Source organism: Ruegeria sp. AA6 (assembly GCF_056542865.1).
In genome coordinates this window covers 212793-231983 of sequence record NZ_JBQGAN010000005.1, presented here as the reverse complement: position 1 = coordinate 231983, position 19191 = coordinate 212793, and the positions used below count along the sequence as shown (strand labels likewise).

The window sequence follows — 19191 nt, the reverse complement described above, 5'->3', positions numbered from 1 at the left end:
CGGGTGTGAGTATCCAACTTCTTCTTTTCCCAAATACTCTGGAGAAGGCTGAAAGCCGGGGGCAGAGCCCCCTATTCAGCAGCATCCCGATAAGGTGCAGGTTCGCCGTAAGGTACATTGATGCCGCCATAACGGCGCACGCGAATGTTGCATTGTTCGGCATGGCCGACAAAGCCTTCCAGCATGCAAAGGCGCGAGCCATATTCGCCGACCAGCGTCGCCGCCTCATCGGTCAGAACCTTCTGATAACTGTGTGTTTTCAGATATTTACCGACCCAAAGCCCACCAGTGTACCGCCCAGCTTTCTTCGTCGGCAAGGTGTGGTTTGTCCCAATCACCTTGTCCCCGTTCGACACATTAGTGCGCGGACCGAGGAACAGCGCGCCATAGCAGGTCATATTCTCAAGGAACCAATCGTCGCGGTCGGTCATGACCTGAACGTGCTCGGACGCGATGTCGTCGGCAACCTGCAGCATTTCGTCATAGGTGTCGCAGACAATCACCTCGCCATATTCGTCCCACGACACTTTCGCGGTGCCGGCAGTCGGCAGAATGCCCAGAATACGGTCAACCTCCGACAATGTTTCCTCGGCCAGTTTGCGCGAGTTGGTCAGCAGAACGCAGGGGCTGTTGTATCCATGCTCGGCCTGCCCCAGCAGGTCGGTGGCGCACAACTCGGCATCGGCGGCGGTTTCATCGGCGATGACCATGGTTTCGGTCGGACCGGCGAACAGGTCGATACCGACGCGGCCAAACAGTTGGCGCTTGGCTTCGGCAACGAATGCATTACCAGGGCCGACCAGCATATGCACAGGGTCGATGGTCTCAGTCCCAATCGCCATCGCGCCGATGGCCTGAATTCCGCCCATGACGTAAATCTCATGCGCGCCACCCAGATGCATCGCTGCAATCACAGCCGGGTTGGGTTTGCCATTGAACGGCGGCGTGCAGGCGATGATGCGCGGAACACCCGCGACCGAAGCCGTTGCCACCGACATATGGGCCGACGCCACCATAGGGAACTTGCCGCCGGGTACATAGCAACCGACCGACTGCACGGGGATGTTTTTGTGGCCAAGGATCACGCCCGGTAGGGTCTCGACCTCGATATCCAGCATGGAGTCGCGTTGCGCCTGCGCAAAGTTGCGCACCTGTTCCTGCGCGAATTTGATGTCGGCCAGTTCTCGGTCGGTCAGCTGGCCGATCAGATCGTCTATTTGTTCCTGCGATAGGCGGAACGACGCGGGCGAGTAATTGTCGAACTTCTCGCTCAGCTCGCGCACGGCGGCATCGCCACGGGTTTCGATGTCTTTCAGTGTGGCTTCGACCACGGCGCGGGTTTTGGCGTCATCTTCGGCCCGGTCAGCGTCAGACTTACCGCGTTTAAGATACTCGATTGCCATTTTTCAATCCTCAGTTTGCGGGCCGGGGCGGAACCTTTTCCCCCCGGTCAAATGCTTCCCAGCCTTCACCGTTGAACAGATCGACACCCAGCTGCGCCGCGACATGCGCGAAGTCCACATTCACCCAATTGTCTACGATCTTGCCGTCAACGACTTTCCAAAAGTCCATGTAACGGATTTCAACGCGTTTGCCGGTGGGGGCGATACCCAGAAACTCACCGGAATGGGTAGCTTCCTGACGACCAAACGCAGCCGCCCATTCGCCCATGTAAAGCCGGGCTTCGTCGATGCAGGTCTTGTCCGAAAACGCGGCCTGAAACGGGCGCTGCCAGTTGTCCTGAAACTCTTTCAGGCCGGTCTTGGTGCCGCAGCCCTGATTGCCCATCCAGCGAAATCCCTGGGCAAAGAACTCACCAATATCGTCAATGCGGTGGTCGTTCAGACCGTCCACCATGGTTTCAATCACACGGCGTGTCTCATCCGTTTTGCTGAGATCCGTGTCGCGGGTCAAAACCGCTTGTTCGGGGCGGGAACCTTTCATGTGTCATGTCCTTTCAGGTTTTACAGGGAAGAGAGTGGGGGAAAGGCCCCCAACACTCAGAAAATCCCTTGGCATCCTGTTCAGCGCCGGGTGGCGCGACATGGCGTTATGGCGGGCGTGGTTGCTCATCAGCCCTTCACCGCTCCGGCTGTCAGACCGCTGACAATCTGGCGCTGGAAGATCAGCACAAGGAAGATCAGCGGCGCGGTGATCGACACGGCGGCGGCCACGGCGACGACCTGATCGGTTGTGGTGGTTTCGCGGTTGAACATGCCGACAATGGCGGGAACCATGGTCTGGTTCTGCGCGTCCAGCAGCAGCGAGGTGACAAGAATGTCGTTATACGCCAGCAGGAAGCTGAACAACCCGGTGGTAATCACCCCCGGCCACATCACCGGCATGATCACCCGGCGGAATGCTTGAAAGTGATTGCAACCGTCGACTCGGGCGGCCTCGTCCAGTTCGGCGGGTATGTTCTGAAAGAACGAGCGCAGCATCCAGATTGTGAACGGCTGGTTGATCGCCACCAACACCGCAATCACGGCGAAGGGTTTGCCATAGAGTGTAGGCGCGTTTTCACCAAGGATCGGCGCAAGCCATTCGGACGAGCTGATGAATACCGGCAGGTAGCTGGCAACCAGCGCCGACGGAGGCAACGCGCGGAAGATCAACGCGACGATCAACAGCCAGAAGGCCAAGTTCGAACCTGATCGCGCCAAACCGTATCCCGCCAGCGTACCGACCGAAAGCGACAGAACAACAACACCCGTGGTTACGATCAACGAGTTCTTAAAGTTGTTCGAAAAACCCCGATCAATCCAGACAGTTTTATAGTGCTCGGTGGTCAAGCCTAATATGTCACGCCCCAGCGGGCCGAAAAGCGGGTTTAGAACGCTCAGAATCGCGGGCAGGATCACGAAGAATACCACCAGAAAACCCACTGCTACAGCAAGAATACCGATCACCCAGCCAAACCATTCCTGACCTTCCTTGGAAAAGGCTTTGACCAGCGAAGGCATCTTTTTGAATACCAGAGCAATCGTGCCCCAGATCACAGCTATGCCGAAGATGATATCCAACAGTGACAGCCCGTTACCGTTGGCCAGAGTCGTCGGGCCAAAGATCACGTTCAGGGCGTTGCTGTCGAAGGCATCGACCGGGGATTTGAAGCTCATCACCGTGATCCAGAAGATCGGGAAGATGGCAACAAGGCACCAGAAAGCCAGGAAGATGTTCGAGGTCAGCCGCAGGCTGAGTGGTTGGCGAAGCGCGCGCGAGGACATGTCAGTGACCTCCTTTGTGATCGCGCCATGTCCGGCGCAGCGGGAAGATAAGCAGGATGGCGATGCCAATCATGGTCAGCATGGCGCTGGCCGAGGCTCGGCTGATCGAGCGATTGCCGGCCTGATCCGGCACCAGGAAGTCATAGGTCAGCCATTGCAGCGAGATGACATAACCCTGGCTTGCGAAACCGACGATCTCTTCGAACACCCTGTAGCTGTCCATCAGGTGGATCATCGACACGAAGATGATCAGCGGCATCAGGTGCGGGATGACGATGTACTTCATCCGCTGCCAGCGGGTCGCTCCGTCGATGACGGCGCTTTCCAGACTGTCCTGATTGACAGTTTGCAGACCCGCATAGAACACGATGGCAGCAAAGGGCGCGACGTGCCATACGCGGTAGAGCATCATCAGAATTTCAATAGTCCAGGCTTGCGCAAACAGGGCTATATCCCGGTTTAACCACCACTCAATCAGCGCGGTCAGGATGCCGTCACCGCGGAACAGCCAGTTAACCGAAAGGACACCGATCACGGGGGTAATGATAAAGGGCAGCAACGAGATGAAAATCACCGGCCCCCGGATAGCCTGTGCGGCATTGTTGATCATAACCGCAATCCCCAGCCCGCAGACGATCACCAAAGGCAAGGTGATCAGGGTAAAGGTCAGGGTAAACCGCAACGCCTTCCAGAAATTGATCGTGGACAGCACATTCCAGCTGCCTTCGCTGATTGCGCGCCACGCCCGTTCCGGCTCCAGCACATTGCGATAGCTTTCCCACCCGACAAACCGGGTTTGAGTGATGATCTTGCCTTCCTCATCCAACTGCGGCTGCGAGACGGTCTCGGTCACACAGGTCTGGGTCAGAAAACCGGGTGTGCAGGTCTCGATTTCGACCGACTCATACAGCGGCTGAGTGACGTAAAAGCTTTGCTTGAACACGCTGACCAGCGGGAACGCGATAAAGAGAAGCATCATAAAGACAGAGGGGCCAACAAAGGCGGCAAATGTCCGGAAATTCATGGCTCTGCCTTTCTCATGGTTCTCAAGGGGGACAATGGAAGGGAGGGCCGGAGTCCTCCCCCGGGAGGATCAGTTGTTGATCAGACCAGCTTCTTTGGCAGCGGTCAGATACTCGGCTTCGATGTCCGCCAGAGTGGTCTGGGCATCTTTGGCACCGGTCAAATAATCGGCCAGACCGTTGCCAAGGGCACTGTGCAATACACCCATTGGAGCGGACGCTGGGTAGGCCTTTGCACCGTTTTCTGCCGAAGCTGCGGCACCGGCTGCCAGGTCACCGGGCTTGTAGGCCGGGCTCAGCCAAACAGCGACATCGTTGTTAGCGCTCACCATGTCCCCATCAATGCCTTCCATGACGACGCGGAAAGCAGCATCCGCTTCTTCGTCGCTCATGTTCGCGGCCAAAACGACTCCATCCCACCAAATGGTTGTCGATGGCGCGGCGGCACCCATCGGTGCGGAGGCCATGGTCACTTTGCCAACAACCTGGCTTTCGGCTTCGTCATTCATTGCAGCAGCACGGCTGGCCCACAGGTTCGCCATGGCGATCTTGCCCTGCTGGAACTGCTGCTGAACGTAGGTCGAGTCAGACACCAGATATTCCGGGTCCATGAACGCTGTCATCGCCTTCATGGTCTCCAGAGCTTTGACGCCCGTTTCGTTGTTAATCGAAGGTTGGTTGCCTTCGCCAAAGAACTCGCCACCTTCGCCCATATACATGTTGACGAATTCCTGAGCGAGGTTCCAACCGGTCTTGAAGGTGCCGCCAATCGGATATTCCATGACGCCGGCTTCTTTGATCTTGGCGGCGGCGGCCAGAACGTCGTCATAGGTCTTGGGCTCTTCGATGCCCAGATCGGCCAGAACGTCACTGCGATACATCAGGTGTTGCGCGTTCACCATCATCGCGATCGCCATGATCTGGCCATCCACTTTGATCAGCTGGTTGGGCAGAAGGTCCTGGCCATATTTCTCAACCAGATCATCCAGCGGGCGCAGCGAGCCCGCGTTCAGCAGCGGGATCATAGTTTCGTTAGCAACGCCACCGATCTGATAGAGTGAAGGGTTCGCGGCGAACGCTTCAGGCTGTTTCTCGCGGAATTCCTGATCCAACGAAGCGCTGAAGTTGCCACATTCAGCCATTGCTTCGGTGGCGGCTTTCCAGGCTTCAAACCCGGCCGAAAGCGATTTCAGCGGTACATCATTTTCAAAGGCGCAGTCGGCCCATGCGCCAGCGGCGGCAAGGGACATGGCACCAGCCATGAGGATCGTTTTGAGTTTCATGCGTTTCTCCCTGTCAGGATCGGTCCGTCGTCGACGTCCGGACCGGCGTTATGCCCGTATGGGCTGTTGTTGGGGTTGATCCCCGATCCGCGCACCACTTCCAGCTTCGAAGAGATGACAGATTTCCTTTGGCACCGAGAACGAGACCGGTTCGCCAATCTCGGCGCGGAAGGCCTTATCGGCCTTGACCGAAACCAGAGCGCCACCGACCCGGACCGAGATCATGGTCGCGTCGCCCAGCAATTCCAGCGTGTAGATCGGTGCGGTGATTTCGCCCTGCCCTTCGGCTAGGCTGGCATCCTCGGCCCGGAAACCGAGCGTCATCGGGCCGTCCGGTGCATCCACAGGGATGGCCACATGTTCAGCCCGGAACACACCACCCGAAACTTCACCATCCATCAGGTTCATCGCGGGCGAGCCGATGAAGCTGGCCACGAATGTATTCGCGGGGCGATCATAGATTTCAGTCGGGCTGCCCACCTGCTGCACCACACCCTGCTTCATGACCACCACGCGGTCTGCCAAGGTCATCGCCTCGATCTGGTCGTGAGTCACATAGATGGTGGTGACCGCCAATTCGTGGCTGAGGTTCTTGATCTGCGCCCGCGTCGACACCCGTAGTTTGGCATCAAGGTTCGACAGCGGCTCATCCATCAGGAACACGTTAGGTTCCCGCACAATCGCGCGGGCCAGTGCCACACGCTGCCGCTGACCGCCCGACAACTCGGCAGGTTTGCGATGCAGGAAATCGTCCAGCTCAACCATCGCGCTGGCACGACGTACTTTGTCGTCATGCGTCGCTGGGTCGATGCCGCGCACTTTCAGCGGAAAGCGGATGTTTTCATAGACATTCATGTTCGGGTAGAGCGCGTAGCTCTGAAACACCATCGCAACGTCGCGGTCCTTGGGCTCCAGGTCGTTGACCACTTTGCCATCGACCAGAATTTCACCCTCGGTCACGTCCTCAAGGCCAGCGATCATACGCATCGTCGTGGTCTTGCCGCAACCCGACGGGCCCAGCAGCACCAAAAACTCACGATCCGCAATGGTCAGGTCGAAATTGTGAACCCCGACAAAGGAACCCCAGCGTTTGCCGACGTTGCGCAATTGAATTTCCGCCATGGTGCCCCCTGAAAGGATTCGTTTGCATACGTTTGCAAAACTGTAATTCGCAGATATCAATTCAGGCAAGACTTTTTTGCATACGTATGCAAATATACGCTGAAACACCGAGTCGAACGCGAAGCGGAAGGCCCGTAACGCGTTGCTGTAAAACGGAAATACCCATGAGCTTCCAAACCGAAAAAAAGTTGGTTCAGTCTTTCTACGACGCGCTCGATAGCGCTAAAGGTCCCGAGATAACCGCTGTCATGACTAAATTCTGCGCATCGAATTTGCTTTGGCGTGGCTTCCATCCGTTCGACGAAATCTCCGGCCCGGACGAAGTTGCGCGCCAGTTCTGGCAACCTCTGAAACAGAGTTTGACACGACTGCAGCGCAGACAGGACATCTTTTTCGCAGGCAGAAACTCTCTCAGCGAAGGCGGCGTTTGGGTTGTGTCGATGGGACATCTGATGGGCCTGTTCGACGCGCCCTGGCTAGGGATACGCCCTACCGGTAAGATGGCCTTTCTGCGGTACTGCTCGTTCCACAAGATTTCAGACGGCCTGATCGTCGAAACGGCGATGTATTTTGACATTCCACACCTGATGGTGCAGGCCGGGCAAAACCCATTTCCACCACAAACTGCGGCGCATCTGGTACAACCCGGCCCTATGACACATGACGGTTTGTTGCTGTCAGACCAGCCTGCGGCAGAAGGCGAACAGACACTGGCTTTGATCAACGCGATGATCGCGGATCTTGGGCAATGGCACAGTGGTCTTTCCCTTGAGGATGAACTGGCCCAGACTTGGCACGATGATATGATCTGGTGGGGCCCCGAAGGCATCGGTGCCACCTACACGATCGAACGCTATGCAAAACAACATTCCGGCCCGTTCCGCGCCACGTTCACTGATCGCTCAAAAACAGATCACGTATGCCGTCTGGCCGAGGGTCATTATGGCGGATTCTTTGGTTGGCCAAACTTCACGGCTGTCCCGACCGGCGGCTTCATGGGGATGCCCGCCACAGGCAAACCCGGTGAATTCCGGGTAATCGACATCTACCGCCGCGCCGGAGACAAACTTGCTGAGAACTGGATATTCATCGACCTTCTACATTTCTGGAAGCAACAAGGCCTTGATGTCCTGGGCCGCGCCAGCGGAATTCAACCAGAATAGAGGAAGGGTCCTAGAGCAAAATCCGGTATTAGGCTTTCACCGCCTCTGAGACCTCGCTGTTCGAAACAACAACAAAAATACAAAAACTGACCCGATTGAGGTTGTCACGATTCCAACCGGAAGTTCCTGCGGGGCCAACAATAGCCTGCTCAGAATATCCGATCCCGTCAATAACGCGGCGCCAACCAAGGCCGCCGTTGGCAACAGGCGGTTATGCAAGGGTCCGGCGATGCCTCGGGCGATATGGGGGACCATCAGCCCGACAAAACCGATCACGCCGGCCACTGAAACGAAAACTGCCGTTGCCAGAGCCGCCACGAAAAACATGCTGAACCGCAGCCCTTGCACTGGCACGCCCAGCGTTGAAGCCGTCAAGTCTCCGGTCAGCAGAGCATCCAGCCACCGGCTGCGATACAGCGAATAGGTCAGGATCAGCAACAGACCGGTGCAGACAAGCGGGAACGTCTCCCAGCGCGCCAAACCAAGCCCACCCAACATCCAGAAAATGACCGAATGCGCGGCGCGGCTGTCACCTGCAAAAATCAGGTAGTTGGTGATGGCCGAGAACAGGAAAGACACCGCAAGACCGGCAAGGATAAGTTTTTCCGGCGCGCTTGTGCGCAGCCCATGAACCAAGGCAAGCACGATACCCGACGCCACCAAACCGCCGCAAAAGGCCGCCAGAGGCAGGGTCCAGAACCCCAGCAAGTCTCCGGTCACCGTGATGACAAACACCGCTCCGGCTGCCGCGCCCGAAGACAAGCCGAACAGAAACGGATCAGCCAAATCGTTGCGCGTTGTGGTTTGCAGGACGACCCCGACAATGCCCAAACCAGCGCCGATCACCGCAGCAAACAAGGCGCGCGGCAGGCGCAAGTCAAAGACAATACGATGCGCAGGTTCCATATCTCCTTCAACGAGGCCGGTGCCGAGAAGCACCGCGTTGAAAGCATCGACGGCAGGAATTTCCGTGGTGCCGTACACGGTTGAAATCAGCAAAAGGGCGGCCAGACCGACCGCCCCCAGCATGAGTACAAGGCCAAATCGGCCCATATTAGTTGATGCCCGGATGCATGGCCTGAACCATTTTTGAGATTGCTTCGATATTTGCAGGCCCCGGCGTCAGCTCTTCGTAACGCAGACCGATCCAGCGCTGGTTCTTGACGGCGTCGGTTTGCGACATCACCGGGTGTTCTTGCAGAAATTTGAACGTGTCCGCAGCGCCATTGCCGGTCTGGTAGTCCAGCAATACCAGGAACTCGGGGTTCGAAGCGGCCACGGCCTCCCACGAAGTCCGGCCCCAGCTGGTATCCATGTCATGGGTCACGTTTTCGCCGCCTGCCGCGGCAATCATCGCGTCGGGAATGGCGAACTTGCCTGCGGTGAAAGGCGCATCCGCCGGACCGTCCAGCAAGAATACACGGGGCTTGGGAAGATCCGTTGTCTGGGCCTCGATAGCCGCCAGTTCGTCTTTCCAGCCCTTCACCAGTTCCTCGGCCTTGTCTTCGACATGCATCACTTTGCCCAAGCGCAGAACATCATCGAACAGCAAGTCCATGCTGGCCTCTGGGCGATCTTTGTCCAGATGCACACAGCTTTCGGTCAGGATCATGGTCTTGATACCAAAAGGCTCCAGCGTGTCCGGGGTCACGTCGCCTCCGGGCTTCATGCCATAATACCAACCGGCGAAGAACAGGTCTGGTTCAACCGCCACAAGGTTTTCGACGGTCGGGTATTTTGGTGCAAGCTCGGGGATATCTCCGCGCAGCGTGTCGAATTCGGGGCTGGTCTTGTACCAGCCGGTGATACCGGTCAGGCCGACGATCTTGTCCTGCAGACCCAGCGCAAAGGCCATGTCGGTCATGTTCATATCATGCACGACCAGACGCTCGGGCTGGGTTTCGAACACCAGCGGTTCGCCGCAATTGTCAACCGTCACTTCATGAGCGGCAGCGCCGCCTGCCATTGCTGTGATCAGCGCCGCAGACCAGATGTGTTTCATTCGGGTTATTTCCTTCGATTATGTTGAAACGGTGGTTTTTCGAATATCCAGCGCCGGGATCACGCGGCCTTCGTGGTGAAAGCTCAGGTAATCGACGCCAAACGTATCGCGTACATGATCAGGCGTCAGCACATCGGCCACCGGGCCGAAACTGGTGAGACGGCTTGATTTCATAAGCGCAACATGGGTGGCAAATTCGGGGATCATGACCAGATCGTGGACGATCATCACCACTGTGATACCCAACTCGGCCACCAAAGACAGCATCCGCCCCTTGGCGTCCGGGTCTAGGTGGTTGGTCGGTTCATCCAAGAATAATAGCGATGGGTTTTGCGCCAGAGCGCGCGCAATATGCGCCCGTTGACGTTCACCCCCAGACAGGACAGCCATCTTCTTGTCCGCAAGCATGTCCAAACCTGTCAGTCGCAGAATTCTGGAAAGCTCTGCGGCATGCTCCCCGGCCGAGCGGTCCGAACGTATCGGTATCTGGCCCAAAGCGACGTAGTCCCGCAGCGACAGCCTTCCATCCGGCAATTCCTGCTGACTAACCACGGCGATCATGCGGGCCCGTTCGGCCGCCGACATCTGCCTAAGGCTGTGCCCTTTGATCTGAACATCCCCCAGCACCAGGTCCACCGCACCACATAGAAGGTTCAAAAGCGTTGTCTTGCCTGCACCGTTCGGTCCGGCGATGGCGAGAATAGCCCCCTCGCCCAGTTCGAAAGAAGCTTGCTGCAAAAGGACGTCCCCGTTCAGCGCAAAGTATTCAAGATCGCGGGCAGCCAAAAAGCTTGAGGTCGTCATCAGCTTACCTCCATCTCGATCCGGGGCATTCGAGACAGAGTTTTCTCGAACAACGGGCGCGGTCTGTCGGTCGCGTTGGTCCAACCATCAGTGCTTTTTTCGAATTGCTGTGCAAACTCAGCCAGTGCCTGGATGTCCTGCTCGGTCTCAATATCACCAAACAGGTATTGCGCTTTGTCAATCGCCTGAAAGCCGACGGTTGTTGGGCGGCCGCAACCAGCCATGCAGGAAACCATACGTATGGAATACCCGGGTGAAAGTTGGCCCGTCAGGGCATCACGAATTGCATTCGCTTGTTCTGCGCCTTTGCAGGTCTCGCATATCAGCAGGAAATGTTCGTTACTCGTTTGCATAGCCCGCTCCGCTTATTGCCGAAGCGAGATAGTTGCAATGTAATAACGTAACGCAGTCGCCACTTCGCCTCCTTCCGGGACACCCCGCCCCGGGTTGGTTAAAACGTGATGGCAGGTCTCCTGACTTGCGGGTCGATGCTTGGCCGTCCTTCCCGGCCCGTAGGCCAGTGGGTATTTGGCGTCGCTCACCGCTTACAGTTGCGGGGGCAGTTACGGACTTGGCGCCATTCGGCCAACCTCACCGTATTCCCTTTTCATCCCGCCGTAGCACCGGTGGGAACCATCAAGGGATACGACTGCCCGAGAACCGTGATTGGGTCAATACGGTTTTTCAAATGTAAAAGCAGTTTTCTCGGCTCTAACCCATAAGCCGTCGTTCGCCGAGATCGGAGCGCCCCTTCGCAATCGGCGCTTATCAACCCTATACATCCGCCTCTTCTCTCAGTATGGACAGCGCTTCGACGTTGATCCGTCTGTTGGACGCTCTGAGGGTGGCCGCAGCATCCAAAAGAGCCGAACCATGAAACAGACCATTGCAGATGCCCTTTCACGCAAAGGGTATACAACGCTGACTCCAGTCCAAGAGGCCGTATCAGCCCCAGAACTTCAAGGGCGGGACCTGCTGGTCTCAGCTCAGACCGGATCGGGTAAAACCATCGGCTTCGGGTTGACTATCGCATCTACCATTTTGGGTAAAGCTGAGGTCTTTGACGCCAGCGGCGCGCCATTGGCTTTGGTTATCGCACCGACGCGAGAGCTGGCCATGCAGGTGAAACGGGAACTTGGGTGGCTTTACGCGGATGCAGGTGCGTTTATTACATCCTGCGTTGGCGGCATGGACATGCGCGATGAGCGCAGGGCGCTGGCCCGTGGCGCACATGTCGTGGTGGCGACACCCGGTCGCCTGCGCGATCACATCATGCGCGGCTCGATTGATCTGACGGCGGTACGAGCCGTAGTGCTGGACGAAGCCGACGAAATGCTTGATCTCGGGTTCCGCGAGGACTTGGAATTTATCCTCGAGGAAACGCCGACAGACCGGCAGACTCTGCTGTTTTCAGCAACCGTACCGCGCGCCATCGCGAACCTTGCAACCCGCTACCAACGCGATGCAGAACGTGTGAGCACCGTCAGCGAACGGACCCAACACACAGATATCGAGTATCGAGCGTTGAAGGTCGCCCCACGCGACGGGGAAAACGCGATCATCAACGTTTTGCGCTACTACGAAGCACCAAACGCCATCGTCTTTTGCAACACTCGTGCCATGGTAGGGCGTCTGACTGCCCGACTGTCGAACCGCGGGTTTTCGGTGGTGGCTTTGTCTGGTGAGTTGACACAAGGTGAGCGTTCAAATGCTTTACAAGCAATGCGCGACGGACGCGCCCGGGTCTGTGTCGCAACAGATGTCGCGGCACGAGGGATTGATCTGCCAAACTTGGATCTTGTGATCCATGCCGAGTTGCCGAACAGCCACGAGACCCTTTTGCATCGTTCGGGCCGCACCGGACGTGCCGGGCGCAAAGGCGTCAGCACTCTGATCGTTGCACCATCCGCGTTCAAAAAAGCCGAGCGGCTTTTGAAATTTGCCAAACTCACGGCGCAATGGGGCGCGGCGCCGTCCGCAGACGAAGTCAACGCACAGGACCTGGCGCGAATGTTCGCATCTGAGGACTGGGAAGTAGACGTTGCTGATAGTGAACGCGCTTCGGTGAACGAACTGGTGGCGAAGTTCACGCCAGAACAGCTCGCTGCCGCGTATGTCCGCCAATACAAACGCCAGCATTCCGCGCCCGAAGAACTAAGCGAAGTTTCTACCGCATCGCCAAAACCACAGGCCGCCTTTGGGCCGAGCGTGTGGTTCTCTCTGTCCGAAGGGCGCAACCAAAACGCATCTCCTCGTTACCTTCTGCCTATGGTGTGCAAGGCCGGAAATATCACCAAAGCTGACGTCGGCGCGATACGCATCGCAGACGATGTGACCTACGTTGAAATTCTTGAAAGCAGCGTTCCCAGCTTTTTGGATGCCATTGGGCCAGAAATGAAGATCGAGGGCACAAAGGACATCGTGCGACTGGAGACAGCGCCCGATCTCTCAAAGCCCACTAAACCGGCCCCAAAGCGTGGCGCAAAGGGTAAAAGAGGCCCGGCAAAGTTCGAGGACAGACCGCCTCGACTCGCTGAACCGCAGCCTGCAAAACCGCGCAAGAAGAAAGCGGCTACCGGGCCTGAGAAGGCCGAGGCGAATGCCAAGTCTGACCGCGATGGCACCAGCCGCGTCGGGACGGCCAAAAAGCCAAATCGAAAACCTAAAACCGATCGCCCGAAAGGCCCGCCCCCGCCTAAGGGGAAGCCAACTAGCAAGAAAAATCGCGCGCGTGCGGCGGCCTCGAAAAAGGGTGGCAACGCAGTGCCCATGCGCAAGAAATAAGTTGGGGGCGCTCGGTCGCTGATGACGCACCATATGGGTTTTGACCCGGTCGGCTTCCCCCATGCGGGCACCGGTCGAAATCAGCGGCAGTAGTCCAGCGTCCAAGTGGGGAAGCGTTCACACAACGCTTCCCCTGCGCTTCAAACTTCGACTTCGACTTTGCCAATCGGGTTCGAACAACAGGCAAGAATATACCCGGCCTCAATGTCGTCTTCCGAAATCCCGCCATTATGGACCATGTGAACCTCGCCGGTGGTCTTTTTATCCTTGCAGGTTCCGCAAACACCAAAGGTACAGCCTGACGGGATGTTCAGCCCGACCGAACGCGCGGCGGACAGAACCGTATCGGTCTCGGCGACTTTGGCAGTGACACCAGAGTTCGAGAACACAATCTCGGCCCTGCTATCATCGTCCGGTATGATGTCATCCAGTTCCGGCTGGTCCGCCTCGGTCTGAATTGGCGCGCCAAAGCTTTCCTGATGATAATTAGCCATGTCAAAGCCCAGACCGGCAAGCGCCTCGCGCACCGCCTGCATGAAGGGTTCCGGGCCACAGCAATAGACTTCTCGGTCGAGATAGTCAGGCGCCATAAGACCCAGCATAAGCTGGTTGAACTGGCCCTGATACCCGGTCCACGGACGGTACGGGTCGGGTTCTTCGACAACGAATTTCAGGTCCAGCCCGGACGTCCGGCTGGCCATCTGTTCCAATCGCTGGCGGAATATGATCTCGGAAGGCCGCTTGGCGCAGTTGATGAAGACAACATCCAGATCGCGGCCTTCGTCCCACATGCAGGTGGTCATCGACATCATTGGCGTGATACCTGACCCGGCTGAGATGAACAGGTATTTCCCCGCTTTGCTTTCGGCGTTGCTGAACAGACCTGCGGGACCAATGGCTTTTACGCGCATACCAGGTTGCAGGTTGTCCAACATCCAGCACGTACCTATGCTTTCGGGCTGTGCTTTGGCGGTGATCGTGATCGACCGTGGCCGTGAAGGAGAGGACGAGATCGTATAGGTGCGATGCACCACGCCGCCTGGCTGACCCGGAGCCGGAATTTCCAAGGTCAGAAACTGCCCGGGCTGATAGGCGAATTGCGCCCCGGACGGCGCGCGAAACGAAAAGCTGGCTGTGTTCGGCATCTCGGGAACGATTGATACACATTCCAGTGTTTCATCGTCTTGCCAAACAGTTGCTTGCGCAGTGAGATCTTTCATCGCCGTCACTCTGCAGCCATTGCGTCAGGTGCCAAACGACCCGCCAGTGTGTCGCAGTACCAGTCGACAAACTGCATCACACCAGACTCCTGCTTGGCGGAATAGGGACCTGGTATATATGCCGGGCTGTTGATCCCATGCTGATTGTCTTCGACAACCTGACGATCTTCGTCATTGGTGGCCATCCAGACCTCGGTCAGACGTTTCAGATCGTAATCGACACCCTCAACCGCATCCTTGTGGACCAGCCATTTTGTAGTGACTTCGGTTTCCGTCGGGCTGATCGGGGTAACGCGGAAGACGATCGAGTGGTCCGCAAGAAAATGGTTCCACGTTGTCGGATAATGAAACTTCAACAGCGACCCTGCGTCCGCAAAGGGTGCAAGGTGGAAATTTCGAAGAAGCCTATGAAAGGATGCTCGACCGGCAACCGACACGTGAAATGGCCGAGCCGATGGATATCGCGCATATGGTCGTTTTCCTGGCCTCGGACGAATCCAAATTCGCCACGGGTCAGTTCTTTGTCGTCGATGGCGGCTGGACCACGTAGGGAGCGTAAACATGCGTATCGGTATCGTAGGGTTGGGCGCCATGGGGTTTGGCATGGCCTCCAACATCCTGAAAAAACACGGCCAGTTGAACGTCCTTGGAAACCGGAATCGGACGCCTGTCGAAACCCTCGTCGCCGACGGTGCTGTTGAGTGCAGCGATGCAGCCGAACTTGCGCGCAACAGTGACTGCATCATCCTATGTGTGCCGAACTCAGCCATCATTGAGCAGATCGTCGATGACATGGGCGAGGATTTGAGCGTCGGGAAAACTCTGATCGACACCGGAACCTCTTCGCTGCCGGCAACAGAACAGCTTTCTCAGCGATTGATGCAGCGCGGCGTTAAATTCGCCGAGGCGCCTCTGACCGGTGGGATCAAACAATCGGCGGCCGGAGAGCTTGGGGCGCTGGTCGGTGCGGACACCGAAACTTTCGATCAAATCGAACCAATCCTGCGGCATTTCTGCGTGTCCGTACAGCATTTCGGTGATGTCGGCTCTGGCGCTCAGGCTAAATTTGTCAACAATTATATGGTGATGGGGATTGTCGCCCTTGTGACCGAGGCGTTCCACGTTGCAAGCGAGTGTGATCTGGATTGGGACAAACTCTATGACGTTGTCATTCGCGGTTCCGGCGATTCCGGCGCGTTTCGGCGGATCATCGGAAATGGCCGCAACGGTGATTTCAAGGGGTATGTCTACTCGGTTGAGGGTGGACAAAAAGACATGACCTACATTTCCGAGTTTCTGGAACAGTTCGGTCGTAACACGCCGCTGAGTGAATCCGTTTTGGGGCTGTATGCGGATGCTGTCGCAGCCGGACACGGAGACCTTCTTCTGAGCGAAATGCTACGACCTGACATTCGAAAAGAGCTATTCGGAGCCAAATGATGGCTCATTGGAAGAATTGGCGTTATACCCTTGGAAAACGCATTGCTGGTATCAAGTCGACTCTGAAAGGTGCAAATTGGCGATTTCTTGTGCACACAGTTGCAATCTGCAAAACTGCTTGTTCGACTGTGGTTGCCGGTGACAGCTGAGGTCGGCCCATTAAGAGGAACGCAAGCAGATGGCAAAACAAAAACCGGAAGACATTAAAACGAAAGGGCGAGGATACAGCGCTTTCAATATCTACAAGCAAATCCGGGATGAGATTCTGGCTTTGAAACTGGAGCCCGGCCAGCTTGTCGATGAATCGAGTATTGCAAAACGTTTTGAGACTTCAAGGTCACCGGTTCGCGAAGCATTGGTGCGGCTGGTGTCGGACAACCTTCTTTTGACATTGCCGAATAAAGGGACAATCGTCGCCCCGCTTCGGGTCGAAGAATTTCCACAATACCTGGATGCGCTTGATCTTGCGCAACGGGCGACCACCCGCCTGGCAGCTGAATTTCGCAGTGCCGAAGACCTGATTGCGATCCGGGCGGAACAGGAACAGTTCATCGACAGCCTGAAACAGGGCGACGTTTTGCGCATGATCGAAACCAATCGGAATTTTCATGCACAGATCGGCGTTGCCTCTGGCAATCGGTTTCTTGGGTCGGCGTATGAGCGTCTCTTGGACGATGGTCGGCGTTTTCTTCGGCTTTATTTCAAGTCTTTTGGTGATGTGATGCCGTTGACTATGGCTGACAGTCATGAAGAGTTGATTGACGCCATCGAAAAGCAGGACGTTGAACGTGCGGAACGGTTGGCGCACGAACATACGGAAGAGGTCCAGAAACGCTTTCTTCAATACCTGGGGACCCGCAGGATGGCTGACTTTTCGATCGAATTGCCTGCCTGACCCGCGCGCCAGAACCTGGCTGGCGCAGGATTGCGGCGCCAGTCAATTGCGCCTCAGGATTCTTTGAGGGACTTGATCTTATTCAACAGATCCTCATTCACGGCACGGGGACCATCGTCCTTTCTATGTACAAAGCGACGAGCACCCGGCAGCCGCGCGCCGTCAATTGCCGCGTATTTATCGACGAACCGATCCGTTTGCGCGGTCCATTCCGCATCGGAAAAAACATCCGGTGACAGCGCCATCAGGAATTGCCCGCCCTGAACGGGGCCGCCATCGCCATTGTCGCGCTCCAGCGATTCATAGGAAAACGTCTCGCCCACCATCGGACCCGCCAGCAGTTCGATCATCAACGCCAGCGCCGATCCTTTGTGACCGCCGAATGGAAGCAGCACGCCGTCTGCAATCGCCGCCGCGTCGGTCGTCAGCTCGCCTGACGCAGACAGGCCGGTACCAAGCGGAACTTCGTGGCCTTCCCGGGCGGCGATTTGAATCTCGCCCATCGCCATGGCTGCTGTGGCCATATCAATCACAATCGGATCATTATCCGGGCGCGGCCATGCAAACCCAAAGGGGTTGGTGCCGAAGATCGGGCTGGTGCCGCCATACGGGGCAACCCAGGGCAGGTAAGACACGCAGGTGATTCCAACCAGCCCAGCCTCGGCCAATGCTTCAACCTCGGGCCAAAGCGCGGCGAAGTGATGGGTACGCTGAATGGACACCCCAGCCAGCCCGTATGTTTTGGCCGCCTCGATCAGTTGTGGAATACAAGCCTTGTGGGCCATCGGCGCAAAGGCGTTTTTTGCGTCACAGCTCAGAACCGCCGGAGTTCGGTTCGACACCACCGGGCGCGCCTTGCCGTCTACCTTACCGCTGTTCAGAGCAATCACATATCCGGGTACGCGGAACAGGCCATGTGAAAGCGCACGGTCCCGTTCAGCCTTGGTGACCGTTTCGGCGACCGCCTCGGCGTTTTCGGTATCCGCACCATTTGAGACAAGCACAGTTCTCGTAAGATCAAATATCTCGTCCAGTGTAAGATCGACAACCGCGTTCATTCGGGTCTCCTTGTTGATGTCTCGTTCGGTTCAGGGTCGCGACGGCCCGACAAACAGGGTGCGTATAGCGCCGCCACAATGGCTGAATCGTGTGGCTGTGAATAGGGATGCTCGTTCTATTAGCCGTGATTTTTTCCTGCACAGCCAGATCGAACAGTCTTGAGTTCTGTTGGGATGTTATCTAATCTTTACTTTGCATACAATCTGTCGGCAATTTGTCACGCAGCCGTCGACAGCTTTCGTTTACAGGAGATCGAAGATGAGATTCGAAGGAATCTACACTCCGATCATCACTCCGTTTCTCAACGATGGAGAGATTGATTGGAATGGCTACGCCGATGTTATCGAATGGCAGATCGAAAACGGTGTGTCGGGCATCATCGCCGGCGGATCGACAGGTGAGTTTTACGCGCTGAGCAAGGAAGAACGCATTCAGCAGTTCAAGTTTGCGGCAGAGCGCATCAATGGGCGCGTTGAGCTGATGGCCGGGGTCAATGACATTCGTGTCCCGGAGTGTATTGAAATTGCCAAGGCTGCACGTGACGCGGGTGCGCAATCCCTTCTGGTCGCGGCGCCGCCCTATTCGCTGCCATCCGAGTACGAGCTGGCGGCGCATGTCCTGAAAATCGATCAGGCCGTCGATTTGCCGATCATGCTGTATAACTATCCGGGTCGTGTTGGCGTTGAGATGGGCGAGGAATTCCTTAGCCGCGTGGCGCAAAGCGCGAATATCTGCGGCATCAAGGAATCCAGTGGCGATTACGGTCGCCTGCCCTTCCTGCACCGCAACTTCCCGCAGATCGAACTTGTGGTCGGCGGTGAAGAACAAGTGCTTGAGTTCGCCGCCTGGGGTGCAAAATCCTGGGTCTGTGCCACCGCCAACATCTTCCCGTCGGAATGCGTCCGGTTCCTGGATGTGCTGACCAAGGAAAAGGACTTTGACAAAGGCCGTCGCATCATGACGGCACTGTTGCCGCTTATGAGCATCCTCGAACAGGGCGGCAAGTTCCTGCAATGCGTGAAATACGGGTGCGAGCTGCAGGGTCGGCCCGGCGGCATGGTACGCGGCCCGATGCGTCCGATGAAAAAGGAACTGGCCCGGGAAATGGACGAAGTCGTCCGGGCGATCCGCGTCACCGTGAACTCAATTCTTGACGAGAAGGCGTAATCC

18 protein-coding genes, 1 pseudogene and 1 riboswitch are annotated in these 19191 nt (G+C 56.9%); of the genes and pseudogenes, 6 read left to right on the top strand and 13 right to left on the bottom strand.

Features of this window, described 5'->3' with window-relative positions; genetic code table 11:
* Positions 1-71: 71 nt before the first annotated feature.
* The 6 genes from hisD to ACR0LN_RS09605 form a co-directional block, all read right to left on the bottom strand.
* Positions 72-1403 carry a histidinol dehydrogenase gene (gene hisD / locus ACR0LN_RS09630; RefSeq protein WP_480429362.1) on the bottom strand — a complete coding sequence of 444 codons (1332 nt, stop codon included), beginning with the start codon at positions 1401-1403 and terminating at the stop codon, positions 72-74.
* A 10-nt stretch (positions 1404-1413) separates the two neighbouring features.
* Positions 1414-1944, bottom strand: a complete 531-nt coding sequence (locus tag ACR0LN_RS09625; protein WP_480429361.1) for an ester cyclase — start codon at positions 1942-1944, stop codon at positions 1414-1416.
* Between the two features lie 128 nt (positions 1945-2072).
* Positions 2073-3227: a carbohydrate ABC transporter permease gene (locus ACR0LN_RS09620; RefSeq protein ID WP_480429360.1), complete on the bottom strand. Its 1155-nt coding sequence runs from the start codon at positions 3225-3227 to the stop codon at positions 2073-2075.
* Position 3228: 1 nt separating this feature from the next.
* Complete coding sequence (locus tag ACR0LN_RS09615) at positions 3229-4251, bottom strand: carbohydrate ABC transporter permease (protein WP_480429359.1); 1023 nt, start codon at positions 4249-4251, stop codon at positions 3229-3231.
* Between the two features lie 69 nt (positions 4252-4320).
* The gene (locus ACR0LN_RS09610; RefSeq protein ID WP_480429358.1) at positions 4321-5532 is read right to left on the bottom strand and encodes an ABC transporter substrate-binding protein; all 1212 of its coding nucleotides are present in this window, start codon (positions 5530-5532) and stop codon (positions 4321-4323) included.
* A 48-nt stretch (positions 5533-5580) separates the two neighbouring features.
* On the bottom strand, positions 5581-6654 hold the full coding sequence (locus ACR0LN_RS09605; RefSeq protein ID WP_480429356.1) for an ABC transporter ATP-binding protein: 1074 nt from the start codon (positions 6652-6654) through the stop codon (positions 5581-5583).
* Positions 6655-6818: 164 nt separating this feature from the next.
* Between ACR0LN_RS09605 and ACR0LN_RS09600 the strand changes: the two genes are divergently transcribed.
* Positions 6819-7817, top strand: a complete 999-nt coding sequence (locus ACR0LN_RS09600) for a nuclear transport factor 2 family protein (protein ID WP_480429355.1) — start codon at positions 6819-6821, stop codon at positions 7815-7817.
* A 36-nt stretch (positions 7818-7853) separates the two neighbouring features.
* Here the strand turns inward: ACR0LN_RS09600 and ACR0LN_RS09595 are convergent, their stop codons facing one another.
* Genes ACR0LN_RS09595 through ACR0LN_RS09580 form a run of 4 tightly spaced genes read right to left on the bottom strand, consistent with a single transcriptional unit; the run spans position 7854 to position 10976 of the window.
* Complete coding sequence (locus tag ACR0LN_RS09595) at positions 7854-8870, bottom strand: FecCD family ABC transporter permease (RefSeq protein WP_480429353.1); 1017 nt, start codon at positions 8868-8870, stop codon at positions 7854-7856.
* A gap of 1 nt (position 8871) precedes the next feature.
* A complete protein-coding gene (locus ACR0LN_RS09590) occupies positions 8872-9819 on the bottom strand; it encodes an ABC transporter substrate-binding protein (protein ID WP_480429352.1) in 948 nt (315 codons plus the stop codon).
* 18 nt (positions 9820-9837) lie between these two features.
* Positions 9838-10623, bottom strand: coding sequence for an ABC transporter ATP-binding protein (locus ACR0LN_RS09585; RefSeq protein WP_480429351.1), 786 nt, complete (start codon positions 10621-10623; stop codon positions 9838-9840).
* Complete coding sequence (locus ACR0LN_RS09580; RefSeq protein WP_480429350.1) at positions 10623-10976, bottom strand: DUF1636 family protein; 354 nt, start codon at positions 10974-10976, stop codon at positions 10623-10625. The genes ACR0LN_RS09585 and ACR0LN_RS09580 overlap by 1 nt, the downstream gene beginning before the upstream one ends.
* 93 nt (positions 10977-11069) lie before the next feature.
* Positions 11070-11276, bottom strand: a riboswitch (cobalamin riboswitch).
* Positions 11277-11496: 220 nt separating this feature from the next.
* Between ACR0LN_RS09580 and ACR0LN_RS09575 the strand changes: the two genes are divergently transcribed.
* Complete coding sequence (locus ACR0LN_RS09575; protein WP_480429348.1) at positions 11497-13407, top strand: DEAD/DEAH box helicase; 1911 nt, start codon at positions 11497-11499, stop codon at positions 13405-13407.
* A 140-nt stretch (positions 13408-13547) separates the two neighbouring features.
* Here the strand turns inward: ACR0LN_RS09575 and ACR0LN_RS09570 are convergent, their stop codons facing one another.
* Both ACR0LN_RS09570 and ACR0LN_RS09565 read right to left on the bottom strand, forming a co-directional pair.
* On the bottom strand, positions 13548-14627 hold the full coding sequence (locus ACR0LN_RS09570; RefSeq protein WP_480429347.1) for an FAD-binding oxidoreductase: 1080 nt from the start codon (positions 14625-14627) through the stop codon (positions 13548-13550).
* 5 nt (positions 14628-14632) lie between these two features.
* Positions 14633-15007, bottom strand: a pseudogene (locus ACR0LN_RS09565) (SRPBCC family protein); the annotation flags it as partial.
* 35 nt (positions 15008-15042) lie between these two features.
* On the opposite strand from ACR0LN_RS09565, the gene ACR0LN_RS09560 reads away from it, so the two are divergent.
* From ACR0LN_RS09560 to ACR0LN_RS09550, 3 genes are all read left to right on the top strand, one after another.
* A complete protein-coding gene (locus ACR0LN_RS09560) occupies positions 15043-15177 on the top strand; it encodes an SDR family oxidoreductase (RefSeq protein WP_480429346.1) in 135 nt (44 codons plus the stop codon).
* 11 nt (positions 15178-15188) lie between these two features.
* On the top strand, positions 15189-16067 hold the full coding sequence (locus tag ACR0LN_RS09555; protein WP_480429345.1) for an NAD(P)-dependent oxidoreductase: 879 nt from the start codon (positions 15189-15191) through the stop codon (positions 16065-16067).
* Between the two features lie 178 nt (positions 16068-16245).
* Positions 16246-16962: a GntR family transcriptional regulator gene (locus ACR0LN_RS09550; protein ID WP_480429343.1), complete on the top strand. Its 717-nt coding sequence runs from the start codon at positions 16246-16248 to the stop codon at positions 16960-16962.
* A gap of 53 nt (positions 16963-17015) precedes the next feature.
* Here ACR0LN_RS09550 and ACR0LN_RS09545 read toward each other — a convergent pair whose 3' ends face one another.
* On the bottom strand, positions 17016-18020 hold the full coding sequence (locus tag ACR0LN_RS09545; RefSeq protein WP_480429342.1) for an Ldh family oxidoreductase: 1005 nt from the start codon (positions 18018-18020) through the stop codon (positions 17016-17018).
* 259 nt (positions 18021-18279) lie between these two features.
* Here ACR0LN_RS09545 and ACR0LN_RS09540 point away from each other — a divergent pair, with 259 nt between their 5' ends.
* A complete protein-coding gene (locus tag ACR0LN_RS09540; protein WP_480429341.1) occupies positions 18280-19188 on the top strand; it encodes a dihydrodipicolinate synthase family protein in 909 nt (302 codons plus the stop codon).
* The last annotated feature ends 3 nt before the right edge of the window (positions 19189-19191 follow it).